Consider the following 21417-nt stretch of genomic DNA (forward strand, 5'->3'; position numbering starts at 1 on the left):
AAGGCGAAGAACATCACCTGACCCTCGGCGCGCGCAAGACGCAGGTGCTCGAGGACGATTCCCTGACGGTGGTGGGCAATCAGCACATCAGCGCGGCGAATCATCTGGTCAGTGCGGCACTGGAAGTCCACTTGGCTGCCGGGAACCACATGATCGTCGATGCGACGCTGAGCACCACGATCAAGGCGGGTGGGCACTGGATTTCGATTACGCCTGCGGGGATTTTCACCAGCGTGCCAATCCTGCTGGGCGGTGTACCGATGCCGGGGATGCCAGCCATGCCGCTTCCACCAATGCCGCTCGAAAAACGCATCGCGGCGCCCGGTGCTCCGTCCATGCCGGTGTCCGAGGTGGCCGTCGAGGCGCTTCGCGATGAATTCAAACTACTACCGTCTCGCTGCGAAGCCTGCGAAGCGCTGGCGGAGTCGGATCAATGAATCATCCTGCCCAAGCGAACTACCTGCTCATAGACGGGGCACTGCGACCGAACGCTCTTGTGGGGCTCTATCAACGCCACGAACTGTTCGAGATTGACGCGCTATATCTGGGAACCCGCTGGAAGGATCTTCATGATCTTGGGCCGATCCTGATCAAGCCCGATTCACGCAGCCCGTTATTGTCGGAATGGATTGACCACGAGTCGCTGCGAACAGACTCAACACTCATCTACAGCCGCGCTGATATCGAGCAAGTCGCCGCTCATCTACGCCGTTTCATTTCGCCACCGGATCATCTGGGCGGCGGCGGTCTGCTGCGCTTTGCCGATCCGCTGGTGACGCATTTCTGGTTGTCGAGTTATCCCAATGGCTCGAACCAGCACCTCGGCCCGATTGAGCACTGGTGGGTTGGCGCGCCAAGACAGAGCCGGGAATCACTAAAGCAAGTGCAATGGCAGACGTTCGGCGGTCCCGGCCCTGAATCCGCGTGGGACGAGCGACATGCCGTGCTGGGCGAAGATCAGCTTGCCGCGCTGGATCTGGCTCAGCGCTGGCGATTTACCGGCCGTATCTACAACTGGCTTGGCGAGCGCTCACCGGACTTATTTTCTGGTTTGGCCGGTTCGCAGATCAGCGACTGGCTGAACTCCAGCCTGCAAGCGGGTCTGGAGTGGGGGCTTGTCACTGAACGGGCGCTCGCCATGTGGATCGAGGCTTGCGTCGACTACGGCCAAGACTTCGCTACCCGACCGCAAAGCCCTTATCAGCAATGGATAAACCTGGACGCGGCGAACGCCGGGCTGGCACCAGAGCTGCGCATCCGTGCTTTCGAACTCCATAGCCGCGCGCACAAGGAAGTCGCTCATGACTGACAAAAACGGTCAACCGGCCCAATGTCGTGATTCCGTGTTCTCCAACACGGTTCTTTCCGGAACGGGCACCTGCCCGTTCAAAGGCCCAGACATCGCCATCGTGCCCATGCGCTACGCCCTGGACCGCTCACGCTACGACGTCGAGCCCACCAAGCTCACACCCTTGGCCGCCACCGGCAAATGGGCGCGTTATCCCAAACTGGATACCCGCAGCCACACTCTGCGCCAACTGCGTGATGGCTTTGTGTACGTCTATGACGAAATGGCCGAAGTCCTGCACGAATATGCATTCGCTGCTCAAGACGCGAGTTTGACGCGGATCGTCTGGAGCGATGCCGATCTGGGTCTGGACATTCGTGGCAGAAAAGGCAAAAGCCAGACGCATTTGCTCTATCCGCGAACCAGCAAATTGCGCATCGCATTTTCGCCCTGGCAATGGACCTGGCGCATGTGTGAACAGATGCGCTCCAGCACGGTAAATCGCACGTCATGGATGCAGCTGCTGGACCTGCGCGATTACTGCCGCAACATGTCGGTCACGCATGCGCTGCCGTTAACCCGGCTGAGTGACAGGGTAGTCGCTGACGTCGATCCTTATCCGGTCAATCATGACGGACGCTTCGCCGATTCAGCCCATCCGCCTACCGTACCTGAAGGCGCCGAGTACACACCGCTGCCACTGGCTGCTGACGTGCTATGGACCGGCAGCGTCGAAGACAAATCCAGCGCCGTACTGTTCGCTCTCGATGATTCGATTGGCATGCTGGAAGACCTGGGCATGCAGCTCATTGCTGATCAGGCCGCGCTGTTCGCTTTTCAGGCCGAGCACGAGCACGCGATGAATATCGCCGGCATTGTCGAGCGCCTCTGCGGTGTCGGCGGCGATCAAAGCCTGTTGCCTGCCTCGGTAAAAGGCGATGAGGCGAAAACCCGGCAATACATTCGCGACCTCGAGGCGTATTTCGAGGAACTGGACGTTGAGGATCGCGCGAGTGCGAGCGGGCCGGAAGGGATTATTCTGGGATTGGTCGAGTTGCCTTCGACCACATTGGGCTACGAGCTAAAAAGCCGATACGGCAGCTTGCCCGACCCGGCATTGCGCAGCAGTTGGCAGGATAGCCGCAAATGGCGTCGCGAAGTCGACCTCGATGCCGCTCGGGATTTCACCGAAGCCCGACAGCCACAACTCAAGGGCTTGAAGCAGCACATCACGGACACCCAGGACGATATCAAGGCCATTGGCGAACATATCGGCACTGATCCGATGCGTCTGTTCATCGACACCACTAACGCAACATCGCTGCACTGTCTGTTGGACCTTACCGCCGAGTTGCTGTGCAGCCTCAGCCAGGACGTTGGCTTCTCGCAATGGCTGCAAAAAGAAGAAGCCAAAAGCAGAACACTGTTCGGCCTGATCCGCTTTGGCTTCTCCGCCCCCATCAAAGAGGCGATGACCAACGAGGCCAATCGTCTGATGTCAGGCATCTCCGACTTCACTGCCTTGTCGGGGCGAGCGGGAGAAATCAACGGCTTCCTCAATCATGATGCGATAGCGGCACATCCCTGGATGAAGGCGTTGAGCGAGCCCGTGCAACTGACGCTCCGAGCACTGACCGAGTTAGCGAAGGACGCAGGTAAACAGACTTTTGAAAGGATTCAGCTGGCGTTCATAGCGGTTGATAGTCGCATGAGCGATCAGGCCATTGCCCTGCGCAATCTGACCATTGGTCACGTGCTGTTCAACCATCAGGAGCGGTTAAAAATTGACCAGCAATTCAACGAGCGCATTGTCGCCTGGAGCAAGGAAGGAGAGCGGCTGCGTAAGGAAAAAATGGTCGTTGAGCACCGCTGGTCAAACCCGGGCGGTCGTTATGACCGCAAGACCGTGGCAGAAATACTGGTTGAGCTGAACGAGCACATCGACCAGCACAATTTGCAGCGGCCGCATTTAGTGGACTACTCCCAAAACCGCTACCTGCGCCAACTCCAAATGGAAATCGCCCACTTCCACAAAAACAGCGCCCAGCTGGCTGGCAACTGGCAAAGCCACGCCAGAGCCTTTACTGAACAACACGGGCTGAACGCAGGCGCAATTACCTGGGGGCTGGTTGTCGTCAACTTCTTCAATACGATGGCTACTTATCAGCTCGCCAGTAAAGACGGCGATTTGAATGCCAAGGATTGGGCAAAGATCGGCTCCGCAGCGGCTTACACCGGGAATGCGCTGATGGCGGTTTTTGTGGAGACGGCTTGGGCGGGGATGAAGGGGTTGACTGTTAAAACGAGTAAAACTGAAGTCATAACAATTACTCAACGCTCTGCGGCTCACTGGGGAAGTACTGGGAGGTCGGAGTGGGGGGCGCTGATAAAGGGGTTTGGTGCAAGACTAGTAGGTTTGGGTGGTTTTTTGATCTTAGCGGCGTCATTAGAGTTATGGGAAATCGCGGATGATCAAGCACAGACTGGAGTTGCGCTGGAGAGAGATTTTCTATCCATAAAAAACTATGCTGTTTGGGGCATGCTGACAATCGGGGGGATACAAGCAGCAGCGGGTGTATTCGCACTTTTCGGCCATGGCTTTCTAATACCTTTCGTTATGAATTCTTGGTTCGTGGCTGGAACTGCAATTGTAGGACTGATTTATCTATTTGTAACGTATGCTCTTAACTACTTAAAAAGTGATGCCATTGGACGTTGGCTACATAAATGTCGATGGTCCCGGGCCCTTGACGAGCGCTTTATAGATGAAACCGAGGAGAACCAATTATTTCTAGAAATCCAGCTGAGTCCATCGCTTTTCGTAAAGCCAACCTTCGAAGTGAAACAGATTTATAGCGGTCGTGCCGGCTATCTGCCTCGTAAGGTGTCTAACGGTGCTTGGATTCAGCTTCGCATCCCCACGCCCCTCCGTGGTGAAATCATTCATGTAAATCTAACAACTAGTGACCGTCCTGGGTATGTCATGCCAGTGGAGGCGTCAGGCGGTAGTCTTCAAGGGCATTTCATTGGCTATGGAACAATTGAAACTACCGACGAATGGAGCAAAACTTCCGACCAGAAAACGCAGATCCGCTACAACGACCCACCGTATAGAATTGCCCCACCTCGAGGTGAGGACGTTATCTGGCAAACTTGGATTCCGATTACCAACAATGCTGAGTATCTCGAGTTCCAGGTTTGGTATCCCACTGCTATTCTCCCGGTCAAAGACAATGATAAGGGTTATCGTTATCAGATAGAACTGAAAGCAGAGGGTTTCTCAGAAAGCAATAGCCACACCCCTAGTGATGGCGGCGTGCTTTCCGTTGAAGGTCTTGGTGGTCGTACAGAAGCAGCTATTCTGCCGATAGTAGGCTAGATATGAAAGCAATAACGAAGGTCAAGACTCGGCTGAGTCAACCAGAAAAATCTTTGCGTGAGTTGCCTATTTCGCAGCCTCTGCTGAAAGAAGAGGTTATGAAGTGGACGATCAAAGCTCACCCACACCTCATATTTCCTGTTGATGCTATGTTCGGTACATTTGGAGTTATGGTAGGTATGCTTTATCTATATGGACAGTTTCATGAAAGCGAAACTTTCCGAGAGAACACAACTGGATCGTGTGTTTTTGTTTCGTTGCTTTTAATATACTTTTATATAGGCGCAAGAAAAAAAACAGTTTTCAATTATTGTATTACCAAAAACGGTGGCGATGTTGTGTATTGGTTAGATCACTCAAAATATACAGGTCATGCTTTCAAGGGTATTGCCGTCTTGTCCTTTGTTGTCATCCTGACATTGATCGCTCTGGACCCCTTTTTCATTTGGGCTCTAGCAGGACCCGCAGGAATGGCCGTCGCCGCATCAAGGAAGTTGCTGAATTGGGAAAACGAAATCAGCCATAGCAGTTTTAAGTGGGATAGGCCGCACCTGATATTCGTCGATAGAAAGAGAGGCCTTGTTGTTCTTCAGCGCCGCTATGATCCAGATATTTCTTTTGAAGAAAACTATCTTTATTTCCAGACTTTTCTGCCAGCAGACCGACTTGATGAATTTCTTGCGCTTGTGAAAATTTATGCACCGTCGAATGTAGATTATGAAGAGGGGCGTTGCTATGAGTGACAGTAATAACTCTGATGAAGTTATTATCGACGCAGCTGATAGCATGTCGAAAGTGCTGACTCGCGAAGCCCTTGAAGGCGCAGAAGTTGCAAGCTGGAAAATTAAAGCACATCCGCATCCGATAGCGATAATTGATAAAACCTTCATCGCTTTGATGCTAATACCTTTTGCGTTTTATGGGTTTAGTGCGGATTCGACAGATCAAAACGATGGAGGATTTATCCAAGATATGAGCTTGTGTGGCGCCGGCTGGATAATTTTTTTCTGGTTTATAGCAAGAAAGAAAACGGTTTTTAATTATACGTTTACTGAAGACGGAGGCCATGTTGAATATTGGCAACACTATGCGAGAATTATGCCCTACTTCTTCAAAGGCGTCGCCATCACAGCTTTCGTCGCTATCCTGACAATGATCGCGATCCAACCCAGCGCCATATGAATGCTCACGGGTCCTGGGCTGATGGTTATTGCGGCCTCGTCAAAGCTGATGACGTTTGAAAACCCGGTCGCCCAGCACACCACAAAATGGTCCTCTCGCGATCTTGTGTTGGTCGATCGAAAAAGAAAAATGCTTATTGCAAGCAGTCAGAGAAATCCTACAGTCGGCTTCGAAATCCACATCGAAAAACGCAAAATCGACGAAGTCGTAGGCCTTTTGAAAACGCTCATACCCAACGCCGAATTCCGCGAGGAGGAATGGAAGTGGTGAAGCAGAAACGTTTCAGTCATCGTTCTGGCATGCACGGAACGAACCCCCTAAACCCAACGTCATAACCTCCCTTGAGCTAGTCTCCATCGGCCTGCAATTAGTCCCTGCGGGTGCTTTCGTGTTTTAATTGAACGCTCGTTCAATATAAATCGGTGGTTCGCTGCCCGCTTGCAACAGGAGGCTTACCCTTGCTGAACCCGTTTTTTGCTGCTGTTTTCCTTCATCTGGAGGTGCAGTTTTTATGAGCACATCTGCTTCGCACCCTAGCGGTTCGGTCCGCATGAATCCGCCGGTGTTTTATTTCGCGGCGTCTTTTATTCTGATTTTCGGCGTGATCGTCATTGCGTTTCCCGAGGCTTCTGGCCAATGGTTGCTGGCGGCGCAGAACTGGGCGGCCAACACGGTCGGCTGGTACTACATGCTGGCGATGACTTTGTATCTGGTCTTCGTGGTGTTCACTGCCCTGTCTGGCTACGGCAAGATCAAACTCGGTGCCGACCACGACGAGCCCGAGTTCAGTTATCTGTCCTGGGCCGGGATGTTGTTCGCCGCCGGGATCAGCATCACGCTGTTCTTCTTCTGTGTTTCTGAACCGCTGACGCACATGCTGCAGCCGCCGCAAGGCGAGGCCGGGACGACTGAGTCGGCGCGGCAAGCGATGCAGTTGCTGTTTCTGCATTGGGGTCTGCATGGCTGGGGTGTATTCGCCTTCGTCGGCATGGCGCTGGCCTATTTCGCGTATCGGCATAATTTGCCGCTGGCCCTGCGTTCGGCGCTGTATCCACTGATCGGCAAGCGCATCAATGGCCCTATCGGCTACGCGGTGGATGGCTTCGGCATCATTGCGACCATCTTCGGCCTCGGCGCCGACATGGGTTTTGGCGTGTTGCACTTGAACTCGGGACTGGATTACCTGTTCGATGTGCCGCACACCCAGTGGATCCAGGTCGGGTTGATCACGCTGATGATGGGCGCGGCGATTCTGGTGGCGATTGCCGGTGTCGATAAAGGCGTGCGCGTCATGTCCGACATCAACATGCTGCTGGCCTGCGCGCTGCTGCTGTTCGTGCTCTTTGCCGGGCCGACGCAGCATTTGCTCAATACCCTGGTGCAGAACATCGGGGATTATCTGGGCGCGCTGCCGACCAAGAGTTTCGATGTCTACGCCTATGACAAACCTAGTGACTGGCTGGGCGGCTGGACAGTGTTCTACTGGGCCTGGTGGATTGCCTGGTCGCCGTTTGTGGGCCTGTTCATCGCGCGTATTTCCCGTGGTCGGACCATTCGTGAATTCGTCTTTGGCGTGCTGCTGATTCCGCTGGGCTTTACGCTGGCGTGGATGTCGATTTTCGGCAACAGCGCCATCGACCAAGTGATCAATCACGGCATGGTTGCCCTGGGGCAATCGGCTATTGATGATCCCTCGATGACCCTGTATCTGCTGCTGGAAACCTACCCGTGGAGCAAAACCGTCATCGCGGTGACCGTGTTCATCAGTTTCGTGTTCTTCGTGACGTCGGCAGATTCGGGCACGGTGGTGCTCTCGACCTTGTCGGCCAAAGGCGGCAATCCTGATGAAGACGGCCCGAAATGGCTGCGGGTTTTCTGGGGCGTCGCGACGGCGCTGATCACCAGCGGCCTGTTGTTCTCAGGCAGTATCGATGCGCTGAAATCTGCGGTCGTGCTGACTTCGCTGCCGTTCTCGCTGATTCTGTTGCTGATGATGTGGGGGCTGCACAAAGCGTTCTTCATGGAATCCCAGCGGCAGATCGCGCAGCTGTATTCGTTGGCCCCGGCATCCGGTGCGCGACGCGGCGGCTGGCGTCAGCGCTTGAGTCAGGCGGTGCATTACCCGTCACGGGACGAGGTGTATCGCTTCCTTGAGCAGACGGTGCGTCCAGCCATCGAGGACGTGACCAATGTGTTTGTCGAGAAAGGCCTGAATGTGGTCGCTCAGCCTGATCCGGCCAACGACAGTGTGAGTCTGGAAATCGGCCATGGCGAAGAACGACCGTTCATTTATCAGGTGATGATGAAAGGCTTCTTCACCCCGTCATTCGCTCGGGGCGGCATGGGTTCCAAACAGCTGAACAATCGGCGCTACTATCGCGCCGAGGTTCACTTGAGTGAAGGCAGCCAGGATTACGATCTGGTGGGTTACACCAAGGAGCAGGTCATCAACGACATTCTTGACCAATACGAACGTCATATGCAGTTTTTGCATTTGGTGCGTTGAGGCAATAAAAAACGCCGGAGTGTTAATCGCTCCGGCGTTTTTTTTCGTCTTCAGCTGTAACAAAGTTCTCATCGGTGCGCAGGGTTGGGTCCAGTGCCGTATAGGGGTAGTGCATCCAACCAAGCGTTGGCTGCCACGCAATGCTAAAGAACGGATCAGTAACCGCGCCAGCGAGCGCTGGCAGTAACTGAGGGTTATTCAGGGCTTTCCATGAAATGGGGAAAAACGGCACTGGGTTCATGGGTGTAGCCTGCCTTGGAGAATCCCCACCGGATCATTCGAGCACTCGGGTGGAATGTCCCAAAATCTGAGGATCGGAGCCTTTGACGCAATGCCCGTGAATACTGGGTCTGTGGGCGCTCTAGTGTGATACTTCGCAAACCGGTCCTGAAAGTCGATAGCCGCTTGCACCAGCATCGGCTCACTGAAACGACGCCCCCAAAACGCTGCGGTGATGGGCAGCGGTCGAGGCAAGTCGGTTTGTCCATGATTGATGGGGAAGGTCACCATAGGCCACGCCAACGCATTGGGTGCTTCGACATAAATACGCCTTCTGCGAATTCGCTCCATGTAAGGGTCGGACAATAGGCCGAGGTGAGCCCCGATTGGCATAACCACCATGAAATCGATGCTGTCACGATCCAGAGCCTTTTCGAACAGCACCTGCTGCTGGCGCCGGCGGTTTTCCGCTTCGACCCGAATGCCTACCGGGATGATGCCAGCGACATAGTGGCTTTCATCGGGGTGATAGACCTGCAGGAGTTCGTCGCGGTGCTCTTCGCTACTTAATGAAAGAGCGAAATCCCGTATGGCAAGCCAGTGCAGCGTCTCGAACTGATTGGGATAAGTTGTTCCAACCGGCCCGTTGACTCGCATAAGTAATTGGCCGTCTTCACCTTCGACATCATAAAAAGGGTAGGGGCTGAGGTAGGGCGCGTTGATCTCGATATTCAAGTCCAAGCCCGGAAACTCGACGAGGTTAGCGCCCAGGCTTGCAAGGTCGGCCTTGAATTGCTTGAAGGCGTTCGAGTAGTCGGTGTCGTAGGATTCACTGGGCGGCACGTTCAGCTCAAGCCAGTCAGTCTGGGGAATTCCAATATTCAAGCCTTGGAGTGGCTGTGGACCGGAGCGCGCACTGATGGGCAATCGGTTCGCCAACTCGGGTGTGGACAAGGTTTGCGGATCGTTCTGCGCGTCACTGCCAGCAATAAGTGAAAGCACTAACGAAGCGTCACGTACCGAACGTGCCATTGGACCGACCACGTCCCACCCTGTTCGCAATGGCATGACTCCGGCGCCAGACACCACACCGAGTGAAGGCTTGATCGCGCTGACACCATTAGCTGATGCAGGAATGATCATAGAACCAGCGGTTTCTTCGCCCAGCGCCGCGGCGATTAGCCGGGCGGCGGGAGCGACTGCCGAGCCTTGGCTTGAGCCGCCTGGCGCACGCGCCGGGTCCCAGGCGTTCACTGCGAATTGGCCAATCACATCGCCCGAATACTCAGAGCAAATGGTATGACCTACCACTACTGCGCCTTGTGCGCGAAGCCTGGCGACGCAGGTCGCGTCTCGCACCGCTATATTGGCGCTAAACGTCTGCGTACCGTTTTTGCTTGCGAGCCCTTTGATACCAATGGAGTCCTTGACGCCCAAGGGAATACCACATAGCGGGGGCGCGGGGCCGCGCTCATCATTCGGGTTTTGTAGCCATAGATCGGCTTGCCGCGCTTGAGCCAGTAGATCGGAAATACCTGCAATCCTGACGAAAGCGTTGTAATAACCGTTATTCGCATACGTCTCGAATGGGCCGTTTAGCGAACTGATGCGGTTTAAATAAGCTGTGAGCACTTCTTCAGACGTCAATTTATCCGGATTGCCTTCGCGAAAAAGAGCCGCCATCTCGACGACTTCATAATCGACGATGCGGTCTCGTATCGGAACGTCTGATCCACGAGGCAAGGCGGCGAGAAGACGGGCGTTGTTGGCCTGTTCTTCTGGAGTGAATTGATGGGGGGTTGAAGGTTGGTTGTCCATGACCGGTCTGCTCCTTGAGAACCTCAATCCAGAGGTTCCAAGAAGCTAATCAACGTGAGGCGCGTTTGTAAACTGTCAGAAGTTACAGTAGCTGCGAGGGATCATGTCCACCAAGGCGGCTGGGGCAGCCAGGATTACGATCTGGTGGGTTACACCAAGGAGCAGGTCATCAACGACATTCTCGACCAGTACGAACGTCATATGCAGTTTTTGCATTTGGTGCGATAGGCAGCGGATTACGGGCAAGCACGAACCGAAGGATAGATATCCGTTGGAGCGCGCCTTGCCCGCGAATCGCCCGTAGGAGCGGCCGTAGGAGCGACTTTAGTCGCGAGACCGTCAATCGCCTTCCCGGCTAAAGCCGGTCCTACAGCAAGCCTTCATCGGCTTATGATCAGCCCTCATCACCCTCGTCGTCATCCCCGCCATCGATCTTCATGCCCAGCTCCTTGATCTTGCGAGTCAAGGTGTTGCGGCCCCAGCCCAACAGCACAGCAGCATCGCGGCGGCGGCCGGCGGTGTGTTTGAGGGCGGTTTCGATCATGATGCGTTCGAAGGTCGGCACGGCGCTGTCGAGCAGGCTGGACTGGCCACGAGCCAGTGCCTGGTCGGCCCACTGACGCAGCGCTTGTTCCCAGTTGGTCACGGGCGCGGCGTCTTGCGGCAGGCTCAGCAGTTCAGGCGGCAAGTCGCTGATGTGCACTTCACGACCGGATGCCATGACGGTAATCCAGCGGCAGGTGTTTTCCAGCTGGCGGACGTTACCCGGCCATGGCAGATGCTTGAGGTATTCCTCGGTTTCCGGCTTGAGCAGTTTTGGCTCGACTGCCAATTCCTGTGCTGCACGACTCAGGAAGTGCTTGGCCAGCGTCGGAATGTCTTCGCGACGGTCGGACATGCGCGGAATGTGGATGCGGATTACGTTCAGACGGTGAAACAAGTCCTCACGGAATTTGCCCGCTTGCACCAGGGTTTCCAGATTCTGGTGAGTCGCGGCGATGATTCGTACGTCGACCTTGACTGGCGTATGACCGCCAACACGATAGAACTCGCCATCCGCGAGAACCCGCAGCAAACGCGTTTGGGTGTCGGCTGGCATATCGCCAATTTCATCAAGGAACAGCGTACCGCCATCGGCTTGCTCAAAACGACCGCGACGCAGGTTGGCCGCGCCGGTAAACGCGCCTTTCTCGTGGCCGAACAGCTCGGATTCCATAAGATCTTTCGGAATCGCCGCCATGTTCAAGGCAATGAAAGGCGAGGCCGAACGTGGGCTGTGGCGATGCAAGGCGTGGGCAACCAGCTCTTTACCGGTGCCCGACTCGCCGTTGATCAGCACGGTGATGTTGGAATGGCTCAAGCGGCCAATGGCGCGAAACACTTCCTGCATCGCTGGCGCTTCGCCGATGATTTCCGGAGTGCGCGTCAGGGTCGGCGCGACATCCATGCCTTGCTGTTCCTGGGCATGCTGGTTGGCACGCTTGACCAGGGACACCGCTTCATCGACGTCGAACGGCTTGGGCAGGTATTCGAACGCACCACCTTGGTAGGACGCCACGGCGCTATCGAGGTCGGAATGGGCGGTCATGATGATGACCGGCAAGCGCGGGTGCTGTTCGCGAATCCGCGCCAGCAGATCCAGACCACTGGCGCCGGGCATGCGGATATCGGAAATGATGACGTCCGGTTGCTGACGGGCCAGGCGGCTCATCACGCCATCGGCGCTGTCGAAGCTTTGCGTGGTCATGCCTTCCTGTTGCAAGGCCTTTTCCAATACCCAACGGATGGAACGATCGTCATCGACGATCCAGACAGTTTCACTACGGCTCATGTCGAAGCTGCTCCTTGTTCCAGCGGCAGGAAGATCGAAAACGTGGTGTGGCCAGGATGGCTGTCACACTCGATCAGTCCTTGGTGCTGACTAATTATGTTCTGGGTAATGGCAAGTCCGAGCCCGGTGCCGTCGGGACGGCCGCTGACCATCGGGTAAAAAATGGTTTCCTGAAGCTCGGCCGGAATACCGGGGCCGTTGTCGATGATTTCAATCTTGGCCACCAGCCGATGACGAACATGACCGATGGTGAATTGACGCATGGCCCGGGTGCGCAGACTGATGCGGCCCAGGCGCAGCTCGTTCTGCCCGCTGATGGCCTGCATCGCATTGCGCACGATATTGAGCACGGCCTGAATCATCTGTTCGCGGTCAATCAATACGTCGGGAATACTTGGATCATAGTCGCGCACCAAAGTGATGCAACCCTGGCTTTCCGCATCGACCAGACTGCAGACGCGCTCCAGCACTTCATGCACGTTGGTCATCGCCAGCGAAGGCAGTTTGTTCGAGCCCAGCATGCGATCCACGAGGTTGCGCAGGCGGTCGGCCTCTTCAATGATGACGTTGGTGTAATCCTTGAGGCTTTCTTCGGGCAGCTCGCGAGCCAGCAACTGGGCCGCGCCACGAATCCCGCCCAGTGGATTCTTGATCTCATGAGCCAGGCCACGCACCAGCATCTTGGTGGTTTCCTGTTTGGACAGCTGGGCCTCTTCCTTGGTGATGCGCAGCAGGCGATCACGGGGATGGACTTCCAGCAGCAGCATGGTTTCGCCCTGGCTGAGGATCGGCGTAACCGCGTAATCAACCGTCAATGTCTGACCCGTCAGGGCAGTCAGCATCGCCTCGCGCTTGGTGAACGGGTGCGCTTGTTCCACGGCCTGACGCAGCGAGCTCAGGGCTTCTGCCGACTCGGTAAACAGTTCACTGATGAATTGCCCATGGCTGCGTTGACCGCTGATGGCCAGCAGCATTTCCGCTGCGGGGTTCATGTACTCAAGGCGCAGGTCGGCATTGAGCAGAATGGTGGCAGTGGTCAGGTTATCGAGTAACAAACGGTGCAGCGCGTCGCTGATAGTCATGAAAGTCTTTGACCTCTTTTGGCACATTGCAACCCAGGCAAGCCCGGTATCGCAGGCACTGGTTGGTCTTCTCCAGCGTTGGCAAAACCACTGATACGCTCGCGTACAGTGCAGATAAGGATGCTGTTATGGGGAAGTTGCAAAAACCAAACCAAGGCTCCGAAAAGAAGCGTTTAATCTGCAAATCCGGGCTTTTTTTGGACAGAGGTCTGCTTTTGGTCACGGGTGCGGGCTTTTTTCGAACCAAAATGGGCTCCAGCTATCACGCGCTGACAATTTATCGCACCAAAATGGAGCTTAGCTGCCAAGGCGCGCGTCGTGACTAGAAGAAAGGAAAGAAACTGCTTTTTTCTTCGGGCTTGCTGCTCAGCGGACATTCAGGACGCACGCCGTAGTCATCAGTCTTGCAGGGCCGCGCCAGACGCTTCTGGGCCAGAGAGATGCGCTGCATGTGGAACGGTTGGTTAGGCGTCCGCTCCAGAACCCGGCCAGCTTCGTCGACTATTTCTACCGATAGCTGATGTGTGCCTCGATCGATATTGCTCAGGGGAAACACCGGGCTGCGTCCGGCATCGGCGTAAGGTTTGCCATCCACCAGCAATCGATAACCATGACCCGGCTGCAGCGCCGGTTCGCTGGTGACGCTGACGATCAATTCGCCTTGAGTGCTGCGCACCGTAGCGTCGGGTTCAGGTACCAGAATCCGCAGCAATTCGTAACGAAACATCGCCTTTGCCTTGGGTTTGGCGGGGCTGGTTTGCACTGCACGCCTGGGTGGCGCGCCAGTGGTGCTGTTGCTGGGCAGGATCTCCACCCGTTTGGCGTTCTTGCGGGGCTGGTCGGTGAATACGCGATTCCCCTCGGCGTCGACATAGGTATAGACATCCGCCATTGCCGGCAAGCCGATCAGCAGCAACAGCCAGAACACTGTGCAGCGCATCAGGCGCGACTCAAGGCTTGCCGACATGGACTCGCTGCACTGTAAGGGTCACGGTCGGACTTTGTTGAACGATGCCTTGCTGATCCCGCACGATCACCGCGAAGCTGTGTTCGCCCCGGTCGAGATTGACGACCTGCAGCCGCGGAACATTGCCCGGCTGGCCATACGGATTGCCATCGACCAGCAGTTGCAGTTGATGGCCCGGCGCCAGACGTGGCTGGATCATCACGCCAACGGTGAAGGTGCCATTGTTGGCGCGCAACGCTTCGCCAGCAGGCAGATCGGTCAGTTCCAGCACCTGATAGGCGGCCTCGGGCTGAGAAGAGGCCGGGGGGGACTCGCTTGGTTGTTTCTGCACCGGGCTCGACGGTTTCGGCGTGTCGACGCTGTTCAGCGGCGGCAACTCGATGACCTCAGCCTTGATGCCATCCGGAGGCTGATTGGTAAACGCAGTGTTGCCGTTGGCATCGGTATATTTGTAGATCTGCGCCGCCGCAGGCAAGGCGATCAACAGCAGCAGACAGATAAGACTTCGACGCATGAACACTCCGATGACAATGGCTTGCGCAGTACTCTGGTAGTTACTGCAGCAGCTACTCCGACAGCGCAACGCCCGGAGTGCCAGCATAGAACACAATGAGTTCCACCGGGCTATCGCCGGTCTTGCCGCGATGCATGATATCCACCAATTCTGCCAGGGTGTCACCCTGTTTCAGGTGGATTGATTGGCTGCCGTCCTGTGTTTCGACGTCCAGCTCGCCCGAGGCCACATAAGCGGCGTTGGGAATCGGGTGTTTGTGCCAGTTCAGCGTAGTGTTTGCAGGGATGTTGATTTTCAGCAGGGTCAGTTCCGGCTGTCCGGCAGGGTATGCCTTGTAGGCCGTGCCGTCCCAGGAAGTGGTCGATTTGAGCAGTACGGTTGAATCCAGCTCGCCTGGCTGTGCGTTACAGGCGGTGGTGGTTATCAGTACGCCAAGGACAACGAGTGTTTTTTTGAACATGTCTGGAGCATCCCTTTCTTCGTTGAAGCCTGCCCGAAGGCGGCTCATTGCACCCCTCGGTATCGAGCAGGTGCGCGAAGCGCGAAGGATGTCAAAAAGGCCGGAGGTGAGTGCGGTAGCCCGATACCACATTGGAATGCTGATTTAAGCGAAGATAAAAAAAGCCTCCCGAAGGAGGCCGCTTTGCTATGTCAACATTGCTGACGCTTCGACGCTGTTCAGACGAGGCTGATTGGTGAACGCCGTGTTCATTGTGTCTTGATACACAATTCCCCGGTCGCCCGCACCAGCGCCAGATCATGAATCGCGTCCCTGGCCTGCCGTGCGCGCTGCTGGCCCAACCAGTTCGGGCAATCAGGGTCGCGCCGGTAAGGGGCAAACGCCGCGTAATTTTGCAGCAGCTGGATTTGCAGCTGATCAAGCCTGGGGCGGATCTGTTTGGTCAGGTCGGGCCGTGGGGTGTCGGGCGCCTTGCCGGCCGCGTGCCAGGTGGCAAGCAGCGCGTATTGCACCAGTTTGTTCGCTTCGATCTGGGCCGCCAGGAACTGGCTGACTTCATCGCCATCGAGCTTGTAGCTCGGCGCAAGTCTGGCTGCGGCGGCAATGACTTGCTGCTCGCGCGGGCTGTCCTGAATCGGTTTGCCGCTGTCCCATTTGGTCAGCGCAACCTGATCGGCGATGGTCAGCCGCTCGCTGATGCTGCCGAGCAGGAGCGCCAGTGCTGCGGGGGGCGGCGGCGCAGCCGGGGGATTCGAGGTACACGCGCCAATACTGACGATACATGCGGGGAGAAGAAAGCGTCGGGCCATTTTGCTAACGTTGGGCATCGGTTGATCTCTACGTTGTTTTTGTGGGATCGAAGCTTGGCGCTGCAAGAACGCGCACGAGCGTTGCGCGCGCAGGGTCGGGTAGTCAACCAGAAAACCGACCCATAAAAAAGGCCTCCCGAAGGAGGCCTCTTATTGCATCAACGTTACGTCAAAACCGCTGACGTGACTGGATCAGCAGCTGTAGTACAGCTCGTATTCCAGTGGGTGTACGAAGGTGCGTACTTTGATTTCTTCTTCGCTTTTCAGAGCGATGTAAGCGTCGATGAAATCGTCGCTGAAAACGCCGCCTTTGGTCAGGAACGCACGACCTTTGTCCAGCTCTTCCAGGGCTTCTTTCAGGCTACCGCAAACTTGTGGGATCTCTTTGGCCTCTTCAGGCGGCAGGTCATACAGGTTTTTGTCAGCTGCGTCGCCAGGGTGGATCTTGTTCTGGATGCCATCCAGGCCAGCCATCAACAGTGCAGCGAAGCCCAGGTACGGGTTGGCTGCTGGATCCGGGAAGCGCGCTTCGATACGGCGGGCTTTAGGGCTCGACACGTAAGGAATACGGATGGAAGCGGAACGGTTGCGCGCCGAGTAGGCCAGCATTACCGGAGCTTCGAAACCTGGGACCAGACGCTTGTAGGAGTTGGTCGACGGGTTGGTGAAGCCGTTCAGTGCCTTACCGTGCTTGATGATGCCGCCGATGAAGAACAGGGCGGTGTCGGACAGACCGGCATAACCTTCGCCAGCGAAGGTGTTCTTGCCATCTTTGGAGATGGACATGTGAACGTGCATACCCGAACCGTTATCGCCGTACAGAGGCTTAGGCATGAAGGTAGCGGTGCGGCCGTAAGCGTCGGCAACGTTGTGTACGCAATACTTGAGGGTCTGAACTTCGTCAGCCTTCTTGACCAGCGTGTTGAACTTGACGCCAATTTCGTTCTGACCGGCAGTCGCCACTTCGTGGTGGTGAACTTCGATAACCAGACCCATTTCTTCCATGGCATTACACATGGAGGTACGGATTTCGTGGTCGTGGTCGAACGGCGGAACAGGGAAGTAGCCGCCTTTCACGCCCGGACGGTGGCCTTTGTTGCCGCCTTCCACGTCCTGGTCAGACATCCACGAACCTTGTTCGGAGAAGATCTTGAACATGGAACCGGAGATGTCGGACTTGAACTTCACTTCGTCGAAGATGAAGAATTCTGGCTCCGGACCAACGAATACGGTGTCGCCGATACCGGTGGACTTCAGGTATTCCTCGGCACGGTGAGCAATGGCGCGTGGGTCGCGGTCATAGCCTTGCATGGTCGAAGGTTCGATGATGTCGCAAACCAGGATGATAGTTGGTTCTTCGGTGAACGGGTCGAGCACGGCAGTGCTGTCGTCCGGCATCAGGATCATGTCGGAAGCTTCGATGCCTTTCCAGCCAGCAATGGAGGAGCCGTCGAACATTTTGCCGATTTCAAAGAAATCTTCATCCAGCGCGTCGCGAGCCGGCATGGTCACGTGATGCTGAGTGCCTTTGGTGTCCGTGAAGCGCAGATCAATCCACTTAACGTCATGATCTTTGATGAGTTGAACCGACTTCGACATGGTGTCCTCCGGGTGGCTTCGGGCCGTTTTATGGTTTAGGCCCTTAGAATTTGGGTGATGCCGGCGCGAATACTCGGCTAAGGCAACCTGCCTCACAAGGGAGCAAATTGCATGCCAGTGCCCCGTGTTGGGTTTTTTGCGTCAAACACGCTCTTTATAGGGGGGAAAATCGATTTTAACTAATTCGCGCGCACCTTAATGATGCGATCAACTGGCCTACAGGTCCGTTTTGGTGCGTCGATGATTGGTTGCACGATAACTGGTTAAACCTTGAGCAATTTCCGCTATAATCCCGCCCCCTCTTTTTCGGCTGGCACCTCGCGCGCTGTTTTCATGAAACTAATCGTAAAAGTCTTCCCCGAAATCACTATTAAAAGCCGGCCGGTGCGTAAGCAGTTCATCCGCCAGCTGGCCAAAAACATCCGTACCGTGCTCCGCGACCTGGACCCGGCACTGGTGGTGGGAGGCGTGTGGGACAATCTTGAGGTTCAGACGCGTATCACTGAGCCCAAGACCCTGCACGAGATGACTGAGCGTCTCAGTTGCATGCCCGGCATCGCCAACTTCCTGCAAGTGGCTGAATACCCGCTGGGCGACATGGATGACATCCTCGCCAAGTGCAAACTGCACTACGCCGACCTGCTGCCAGGGAAGATTTTTTCCGTGCGCTGCAAGCGTGCGGGCAAGCATTCGTTCAGCTCAATGGACGTCGAAAAATACGTCGGCAGCAAGCTGCGTATCGAGTGCGGCGCTGCCGGAATCGACCTGAAAAAGCCGGAAATCGAAGTGCGGATGGAAATTCGCGACCAACGGTTGTTTGTGATTCACAGCCAGCACAACAGCATCGGCGGCTATCCACTGGGCGCGCTCGAACAGACCCTGGTGTTGATGTCCGGCGGTTTCGATTCGACGGTCGCGGCCTATCAGGTCATGCGGCGCGGGCTTATGGCGCACTTCTGCTTCTTCAACCTGGGCGGTCGTGCCCATGAACTGGGCGTGATGGAAGTTGCGCATTTCATCTGGAAGAAGTACGGCAGCTCGCAAAGAGTGCTGTTTGTCAGCGTTCCTTTCGAGGAAGTTCTCGGAGAAATCCTGCAGAAAGTCGATAACAGTCATATGGGTGTAGTTTTGAAGCGTATGATGTTGCGCGCTGCATCCTCTATTGCTGATCGCCTGGAAATCGACGTGCTGGTAACCGGCGAAGCGATTTCCCAAGTGGCCAGCCAGACGTTGCCGAACCTGTCGCTGATCGATGCGGCTACTGACAAGCTGGTCTTGCGCCCGCTGATCACCAGCCACAAGCAGGACATCGTCGATCAGGCGGTTGAAATTGGCACTGCCGATTTCGCCAAACACATGCCTGAGTATTGCGGGGTGATTTCGATCAACCCCAAGACCAACGCCAAGCGCAACCGCGTTGAGTACGAAGAACAACAGTTCGACATGGCGATTCTCGAGCGAGCGCTGGAGAATGCCAAGCTGGTCTCGATCGATCGGGTTATTGACGATTTGAGCCGCAGCATCGAGATAGAGGAAGTCAGTCAAGCGCTGGCAGGCCAGGTCATCATCGACATCCGTCATCCGGATGCCCAGGAAGACCAGCCGCTGCAATTGCCTGGCATTGAAATACAGGCGCTGCCGTTCTATGCATTGAACAGCCGCTTCAAGGAACTGGATGACACGCGCCAGTACCTGTTGTATTGCGACAAAGGCGTCATGAGTCGCCTGCATGCTCATCATTTGCTCAGTGAGGGGCATGCCAATGTGCGCGTTTATCGACCGAGCTAAGTGCCCGGGGCTGTTTGCCTGTGGCTTGCGTCACCGGCCCCCCGACGCCAGTCGTCTAGCCGTAACGGCTTTTGGCCGACTCTAACGTTATAAATAGCTGTCTAGATTTATTCAGCTGACCGAATCCTCTGATCGAGATACACAAGTGATCGAAAATCTACGCAACATCGCCATCATTGCTCACGTTGACCATGGTAAAACCACCCTGGTAGACAAACTCTTGCGTCAATCCGGCACCCTGGAACGCGGCGAGCTCAACGACGAACGCGTGATGGACTCCAACGACCAGGAGAAAGAACGCGGTATTACCATTCTGGCGAAAAACACCGCCATCAACTGGAACGGCTACCACATCAACATCGTGGATACCCCGGGCCACGCCGACTTCGGCGGTGAAGTAGAGCGCGTGATGTCGATGGTTGACTCCGTTCTGCTGCTGGTTGACGCTCAAGACGGCCCTATGCCGCAAACCCGTTTCGTGACCAAGAAGGCTTTCGAAGCCGGCCTGCGTCCAATCGTGGTCATCAACAAGGTTGACCGTCCAGGCGCGCGTCCGGACTGGGTTCTGGATCAGATCTTCGACCTGTTCGACAACCTGGGCGCTACCGAAGAACAGCTGGACTTCCAGGTCGTTTACGCTTCCGCGCTGAACGGTATTGCCGGTCTGGAACACACCGCCATGGCGGAAGACATGACCCCGCTGTACCAGGCGATTGTCGACCACGTTCCTGCTCCACAGGTTGACCGTGAAGGTCCGTTCCAGATGCAAATCTCGGCACTGGACTACAACAGCTTCCTGGGCGTCATCGGCGTTGGCCGTATCGCTCGCGGCAAGGTCAAGCCAAACACCCAGGTTGTAGCGATCGACGCTGACGGCAAACGCCGCAACGGCCGTATCCTGAAACTGATGGGTCACCACGGTCTGCACCGCATCGACGTTGAAGAAGCAGCTGCCGGCGACATCGTCTGCATCAGCGGCTTCGACCAGCTGTTCATCTCCGACACTCTGTGCGACCCACTGAACGTCGAAGCGATGAAGCCGCTGACCGTTGACGAACCAACCGTTTCCATGACGTTCCAGGTAAACGACTCGCCTTTCTGCGGTAAAGAAGGCAAGTTCGTCACCAGCCGTAACATCAAGGAACGTCTGGACAAAGAGCTGCTGTTCAACGTTGCCCTGCGCGTTGAAGAAGGCGACACCGCTGACAAGTTCAAGGTCTCCGGCCGTGGCGAGTTGCACCTCTCGGTACTGATCGAAACCATGCGTCGCGAAGGCTTCGAAATGGGTGTTGGTCGTCCGGAAGTGATCATTCGCCTGGTTGACGGCGTCAAGCACGAACCGTACGAAAACGTCACCATCGACCTGCCGGAAGAATCCCAGGGCGCGATCATGGAACAGATCGGTATCCGTAAAGGCGACCTGACCAACATGGTTCCGGATGGCAAAGGGCGTGTTCGCCTTGAGTACAACATCCCGGCTCGTGGCTTGATCGGTTTCCGTAACGAGTTCCTGACCCTGACTTCCGGTGCCGGCATCCTGACCAGCATCTTCGACCGTTACGACGTGATGAAGTCCGGCGACATGTCCGGCCGTCAGAACGGCGTTCTGGTTTCGGTTGCTACCGGTAAGGCTCTGACTTACTCGCTGGAAACCCTGCAGGCACGTGGCAAGCTGTTCCTGGGCCACGGCGAAGACGTGTACGAAGGTCAAATCGTCGGCATCAACAGCCGCGACAACGACCTGGGTGTAAACCCAACCAAAGGCAAGAAGCTCGACAACATGCGTGCTTCCGGTAAAGACGAAACCATCGCTCTGGTTCCGCCTATCCGTTTCACTCTGGAACAAGCGCTGGAATTCGTTCAAGAAGACGAACTCTGCGAAGTGACTCCAAAGTCGATCCGCCTGCGTAAGAAAATTCTTGGCGAAAGCGAGCGTACCCGCGCTGCCAAGAAAAGCGGCAACTGATTGATCAGT

Annotated in this window: 17 protein-coding genes and 2 pseudogenes; 10 read left to right on the top strand and 9 right to left on the bottom strand. The window is 55.8% G+C overall.

What is annotated here, in order from left to right:
- The 7 genes and pseudogenes from ACP7E4_RS17000 to betT all read left to right on the top strand — a co-directional run.
- Positions 1-437: pseudogene (locus ACP7E4_RS17000) on the top strand (type VI secretion system tip protein VgrG); the annotation flags it as partial.
- The gene (locus ACP7E4_RS17005) at positions 434-1309 is read left to right on the top strand and encodes a DUF4123 domain-containing protein (RefSeq protein ID WP_426119973.1); all 876 of its coding nucleotides are present in this window, start codon (positions 434-436) and stop codon (positions 1307-1309) included. The pseudogene ACP7E4_RS17000 and the gene ACP7E4_RS17005, both read left to right, overlap by 4 nt.
- Positions 1302-4667 (top strand): toxin VasX, encoded by a 3366-nt coding sequence (locus ACP7E4_RS17010; protein ID WP_426224896.1) that lies wholly within the window; start codon positions 1302-1304, stop codon positions 4665-4667. Before ACP7E4_RS17005 ends, ACP7E4_RS17010 begins: the two co-directional genes overlap by 8 nt.
- Before the next feature lie 2 nt (positions 4668-4669).
- Complete coding sequence (locus ACP7E4_RS17015; protein WP_426116750.1) at positions 4670-5410, top strand: hypothetical protein; 741 nt, start codon at positions 4670-4672, stop codon at positions 5408-5410.
- Positions 5403-5849 (top strand): hypothetical protein, encoded by a 447-nt coding sequence (locus tag ACP7E4_RS17020; RefSeq protein WP_426116748.1) that lies wholly within the window; start codon positions 5403-5405, stop codon positions 5847-5849. Before ACP7E4_RS17015 ends, ACP7E4_RS17020 begins: the two co-directional genes overlap by 8 nt.
- Positions 5850-6119 carry a hypothetical protein gene (locus ACP7E4_RS17025; RefSeq protein WP_426116746.1) on the top strand — a complete coding sequence of 90 codons (270 nt, stop codon included), beginning with the start codon at positions 5850-5852 and terminating at the stop codon, positions 6117-6119.
- Between the two features lie 280 nt (positions 6120-6399).
- A complete protein-coding gene (gene betT / locus ACP7E4_RS17030) occupies positions 6400-8355 on the top strand; it encodes a choline transporter BetT (protein ID WP_426116768.1) in 1956 nt (651 codons plus the stop codon).
- Between the two features lie 22 nt (positions 8356-8377).
- On the opposite strand, the gene ACP7E4_RS17035 is transcribed toward betT, so the two are convergent.
- Together ACP7E4_RS17035 and ACP7E4_RS17040 are read right to left on the bottom strand one after the other, a co-directional pair.
- Entirely contained in the window at positions 8378-8596 is a 219-nt protein-coding gene (locus tag ACP7E4_RS17035; RefSeq protein ID WP_426116744.1) for a hypothetical protein, read from the bottom strand.
- On the bottom strand, positions 8593-10392 hold the full coding sequence (locus ACP7E4_RS17040) for an amidase (RefSeq protein WP_426116742.1): 1800 nt from the start codon (positions 10390-10392) through the stop codon (positions 8593-8595). The genes ACP7E4_RS17035 and ACP7E4_RS17040 overlap by 4 nt, the downstream gene beginning before the upstream one ends.
- Before the next feature lie 123 nt (positions 10393-10515).
- Here ACP7E4_RS17040 and ACP7E4_RS17045 point away from each other — a divergent pair.
- Positions 10516-10620 (top strand): annotated as a pseudogene (locus ACP7E4_RS17045) (hypothetical protein); the annotation flags it as partial.
- Positions 10621-10786: 166 nt separating this feature from the next.
- Here ACP7E4_RS17045 and ntrC read toward each other — a convergent pair.
- The 7 genes from ntrC to glnA all read right to left on the bottom strand — a co-directional run bounded on the left by ntrC (position 10787) and on the right by glnA (position 17654).
- Positions 10787-12223: a nitrogen regulation protein NR(I) gene (ntrC, locus tag ACP7E4_RS17050; protein WP_032630131.1), complete on the bottom strand. Its 1437-nt coding sequence runs from the start codon at positions 12221-12223 to the stop codon at positions 10787-10789.
- Positions 12220-13305 carry a nitrogen regulation protein NR(II) gene (glnL, locus tag ACP7E4_RS17055; RefSeq protein WP_065832851.1) on the bottom strand — a complete coding sequence of 362 codons (1086 nt, stop codon included), beginning with the start codon at positions 13303-13305 and terminating at the stop codon, positions 12220-12222. The genes ntrC and glnL overlap by 4 nt, the downstream gene beginning before the upstream one ends.
- 322 nt (positions 13306-13627) lie before the next feature.
- Positions 13628-14245, bottom strand: a complete 618-nt coding sequence (locus tag ACP7E4_RS17060; protein ID WP_426116766.1) for a DUF4124 domain-containing protein — start codon at positions 14243-14245, stop codon at positions 13628-13630.
- A gap of 10 nt (positions 14246-14255) precedes the next feature.
- A complete protein-coding gene (locus ACP7E4_RS17065) occupies positions 14256-14786 on the bottom strand; it encodes a DUF4124 domain-containing protein (RefSeq protein WP_426116737.1) in 531 nt (176 codons plus the stop codon).
- Positions 14787-14838: 52 nt separating this feature from the next.
- Positions 14839-15246 carry a cupin domain-containing protein gene (locus ACP7E4_RS17070; protein WP_426116735.1) on the bottom strand — a complete coding sequence of 136 codons (408 nt, stop codon included), beginning with the start codon at positions 15244-15246 and terminating at the stop codon, positions 14839-14841.
- A 248-nt stretch (positions 15247-15494) separates the two neighbouring features.
- On the bottom strand, positions 15495-16073 hold the full coding sequence (locus ACP7E4_RS17075) for a chorismate mutase (RefSeq protein ID WP_426116733.1): 579 nt from the start codon (positions 16071-16073) through the stop codon (positions 15495-15497).
- Between the two features lie 174 nt (positions 16074-16247).
- Complete coding sequence (gene glnA, locus ACP7E4_RS17080; protein WP_020291936.1) at positions 16248-17654, bottom strand: glutamate--ammonia ligase; 1407 nt, start codon at positions 17652-17654, stop codon at positions 16248-16250.
- Positions 17655-17987: 333 nt separating this feature from the next.
- Here glnA and thiI point away from each other — a divergent pair, with 333 nt between their 5' ends.
- Both thiI and typA read left to right on the top strand, forming a co-directional pair.
- The gene (thiI, locus tag ACP7E4_RS17085; RefSeq protein WP_426116730.1) at positions 17988-19442 is read left to right on the top strand and encodes a tRNA uracil 4-sulfurtransferase ThiI; all 1455 of its coding nucleotides are present in this window, start codon (positions 17988-17990) and stop codon (positions 19440-19442) included.
- 145 nt (positions 19443-19587) lie between these two features.
- Positions 19588-21408, top strand: a complete 1821-nt coding sequence (typA, locus tag ACP7E4_RS17090) for a translational GTPase TypA (protein WP_426116728.1) — start codon at positions 19588-19590, stop codon at positions 21406-21408.
- Positions 21409-21417: the final 9 nt, after the last annotated feature.

This window comes from Pseudomonas sp. DSP3-2-3, from assembly GCF_049898225.1.
In the GTDB taxonomy this organism is placed as follows: Bacteria; Pseudomonadota; Gammaproteobacteria; order Pseudomonadales; family Pseudomonadaceae; genus Aquipseudomonas.

What these genes read in the sequence shown, in the direction of transcription:
- ACP7E4_RS17015 (WP_426116750.1), top strand. Translation starts at nt 4,670, where the DNA reads ATGAAAGCAATAACGAAGGTCAAGACTCGGCTGAGTCAACCAGAAAAA.
- glnA (WP_020291936.1), bottom strand. Translation starts at nt 17,654, where the DNA reads ATGTCGAAGTCGGTTCAACTCATCAAAGATCATGACGTTAAGTGGATT.
- ACP7E4_RS17075 (WP_426116733.1), bottom strand. Translation starts at nt 16,073, where the DNA reads ATGCCCAACGTTAGCAAAATGGCCCGACGCTTTCTTCTCCCCGCATGT.
- ACP7E4_RS17020 (WP_426116748.1), top strand. Translation starts at nt 5,403, where the DNA reads ATGAGTGACAGTAATAACTCTGATGAAGTTATTATCGACGCAGCTGAT.
- ntrC (WP_032630131.1), bottom strand. Translation starts at nt 12,223, where the DNA reads ATGAGCCGTAGTGAAACTGTCTGGATCGTCGATGACGATCGTTCCATC.
- glnL (WP_065832851.1), bottom strand. Translation starts at nt 13,305, where the DNA reads ATGACTATCAGCGACGCGCTGCACCGTTTGTTACTCGATAACCTGACC.
- ACP7E4_RS17060 (WP_426116766.1), bottom strand. Translation starts at nt 14,245, where the DNA reads ATGCGCTGCACAGTGTTCTGGCTGTTGCTGCTGATCGGCTTGCCGGCA.
- ACP7E4_RS17025 (WP_426116746.1), top strand. Translation starts at nt 5,850, where the DNA reads ATGCTCACGGGTCCTGGGCTGATGGTTATTGCGGCCTCGTCAAAGCTG.
- ACP7E4_RS17005 (WP_426119973.1), top strand. Translation starts at nt 434, where the DNA reads ATGAATCATCCTGCCCAAGCGAACTACCTGCTCATAGACGGGGCACTG.
- ACP7E4_RS17035 (WP_426116744.1), bottom strand. Translation starts at nt 8,596, where the DNA reads ATGAACCCAGTGCCGTTTTTCCCCATTTCATGGAAAGCCCTGAATAAC.
- ACP7E4_RS17070 (WP_426116735.1), bottom strand. Translation starts at nt 15,246, where the DNA reads ATGTTCAAAAAAACACTCGTTGTCCTTGGCGTACTGATAACCACCACC.
- ACP7E4_RS17010 (WP_426224896.1), top strand. Translation starts at nt 1,302, where the DNA reads ATGACTGACAAAAACGGTCAACCGGCCCAATGTCGTGATTCCGTGTTC.
- ACP7E4_RS17065 (WP_426116737.1), bottom strand. Translation starts at nt 14,786, where the DNA reads ATGCGTCGAAGTCTTATCTGTCTGCTGCTGTTGATCGCCTTGCCTGCG.
- betT (WP_426116768.1), top strand. Translation starts at nt 6,400, where the DNA reads ATGAATCCGCCGGTGTTTTATTTCGCGGCGTCTTTTATTCTGATTTTC.
- thiI (WP_426116730.1), top strand. Translation starts at nt 17,988, where the DNA reads ATGAAACTAATCGTAAAAGTCTTCCCCGAAATCACTATTAAAAGCCGG.
- ACP7E4_RS17040 (WP_426116742.1), bottom strand. Translation starts at nt 10,392, where the DNA reads ATGGACAACCAACCTTCAACCCCCCATCAATTCACTCCAGAAGAACAG.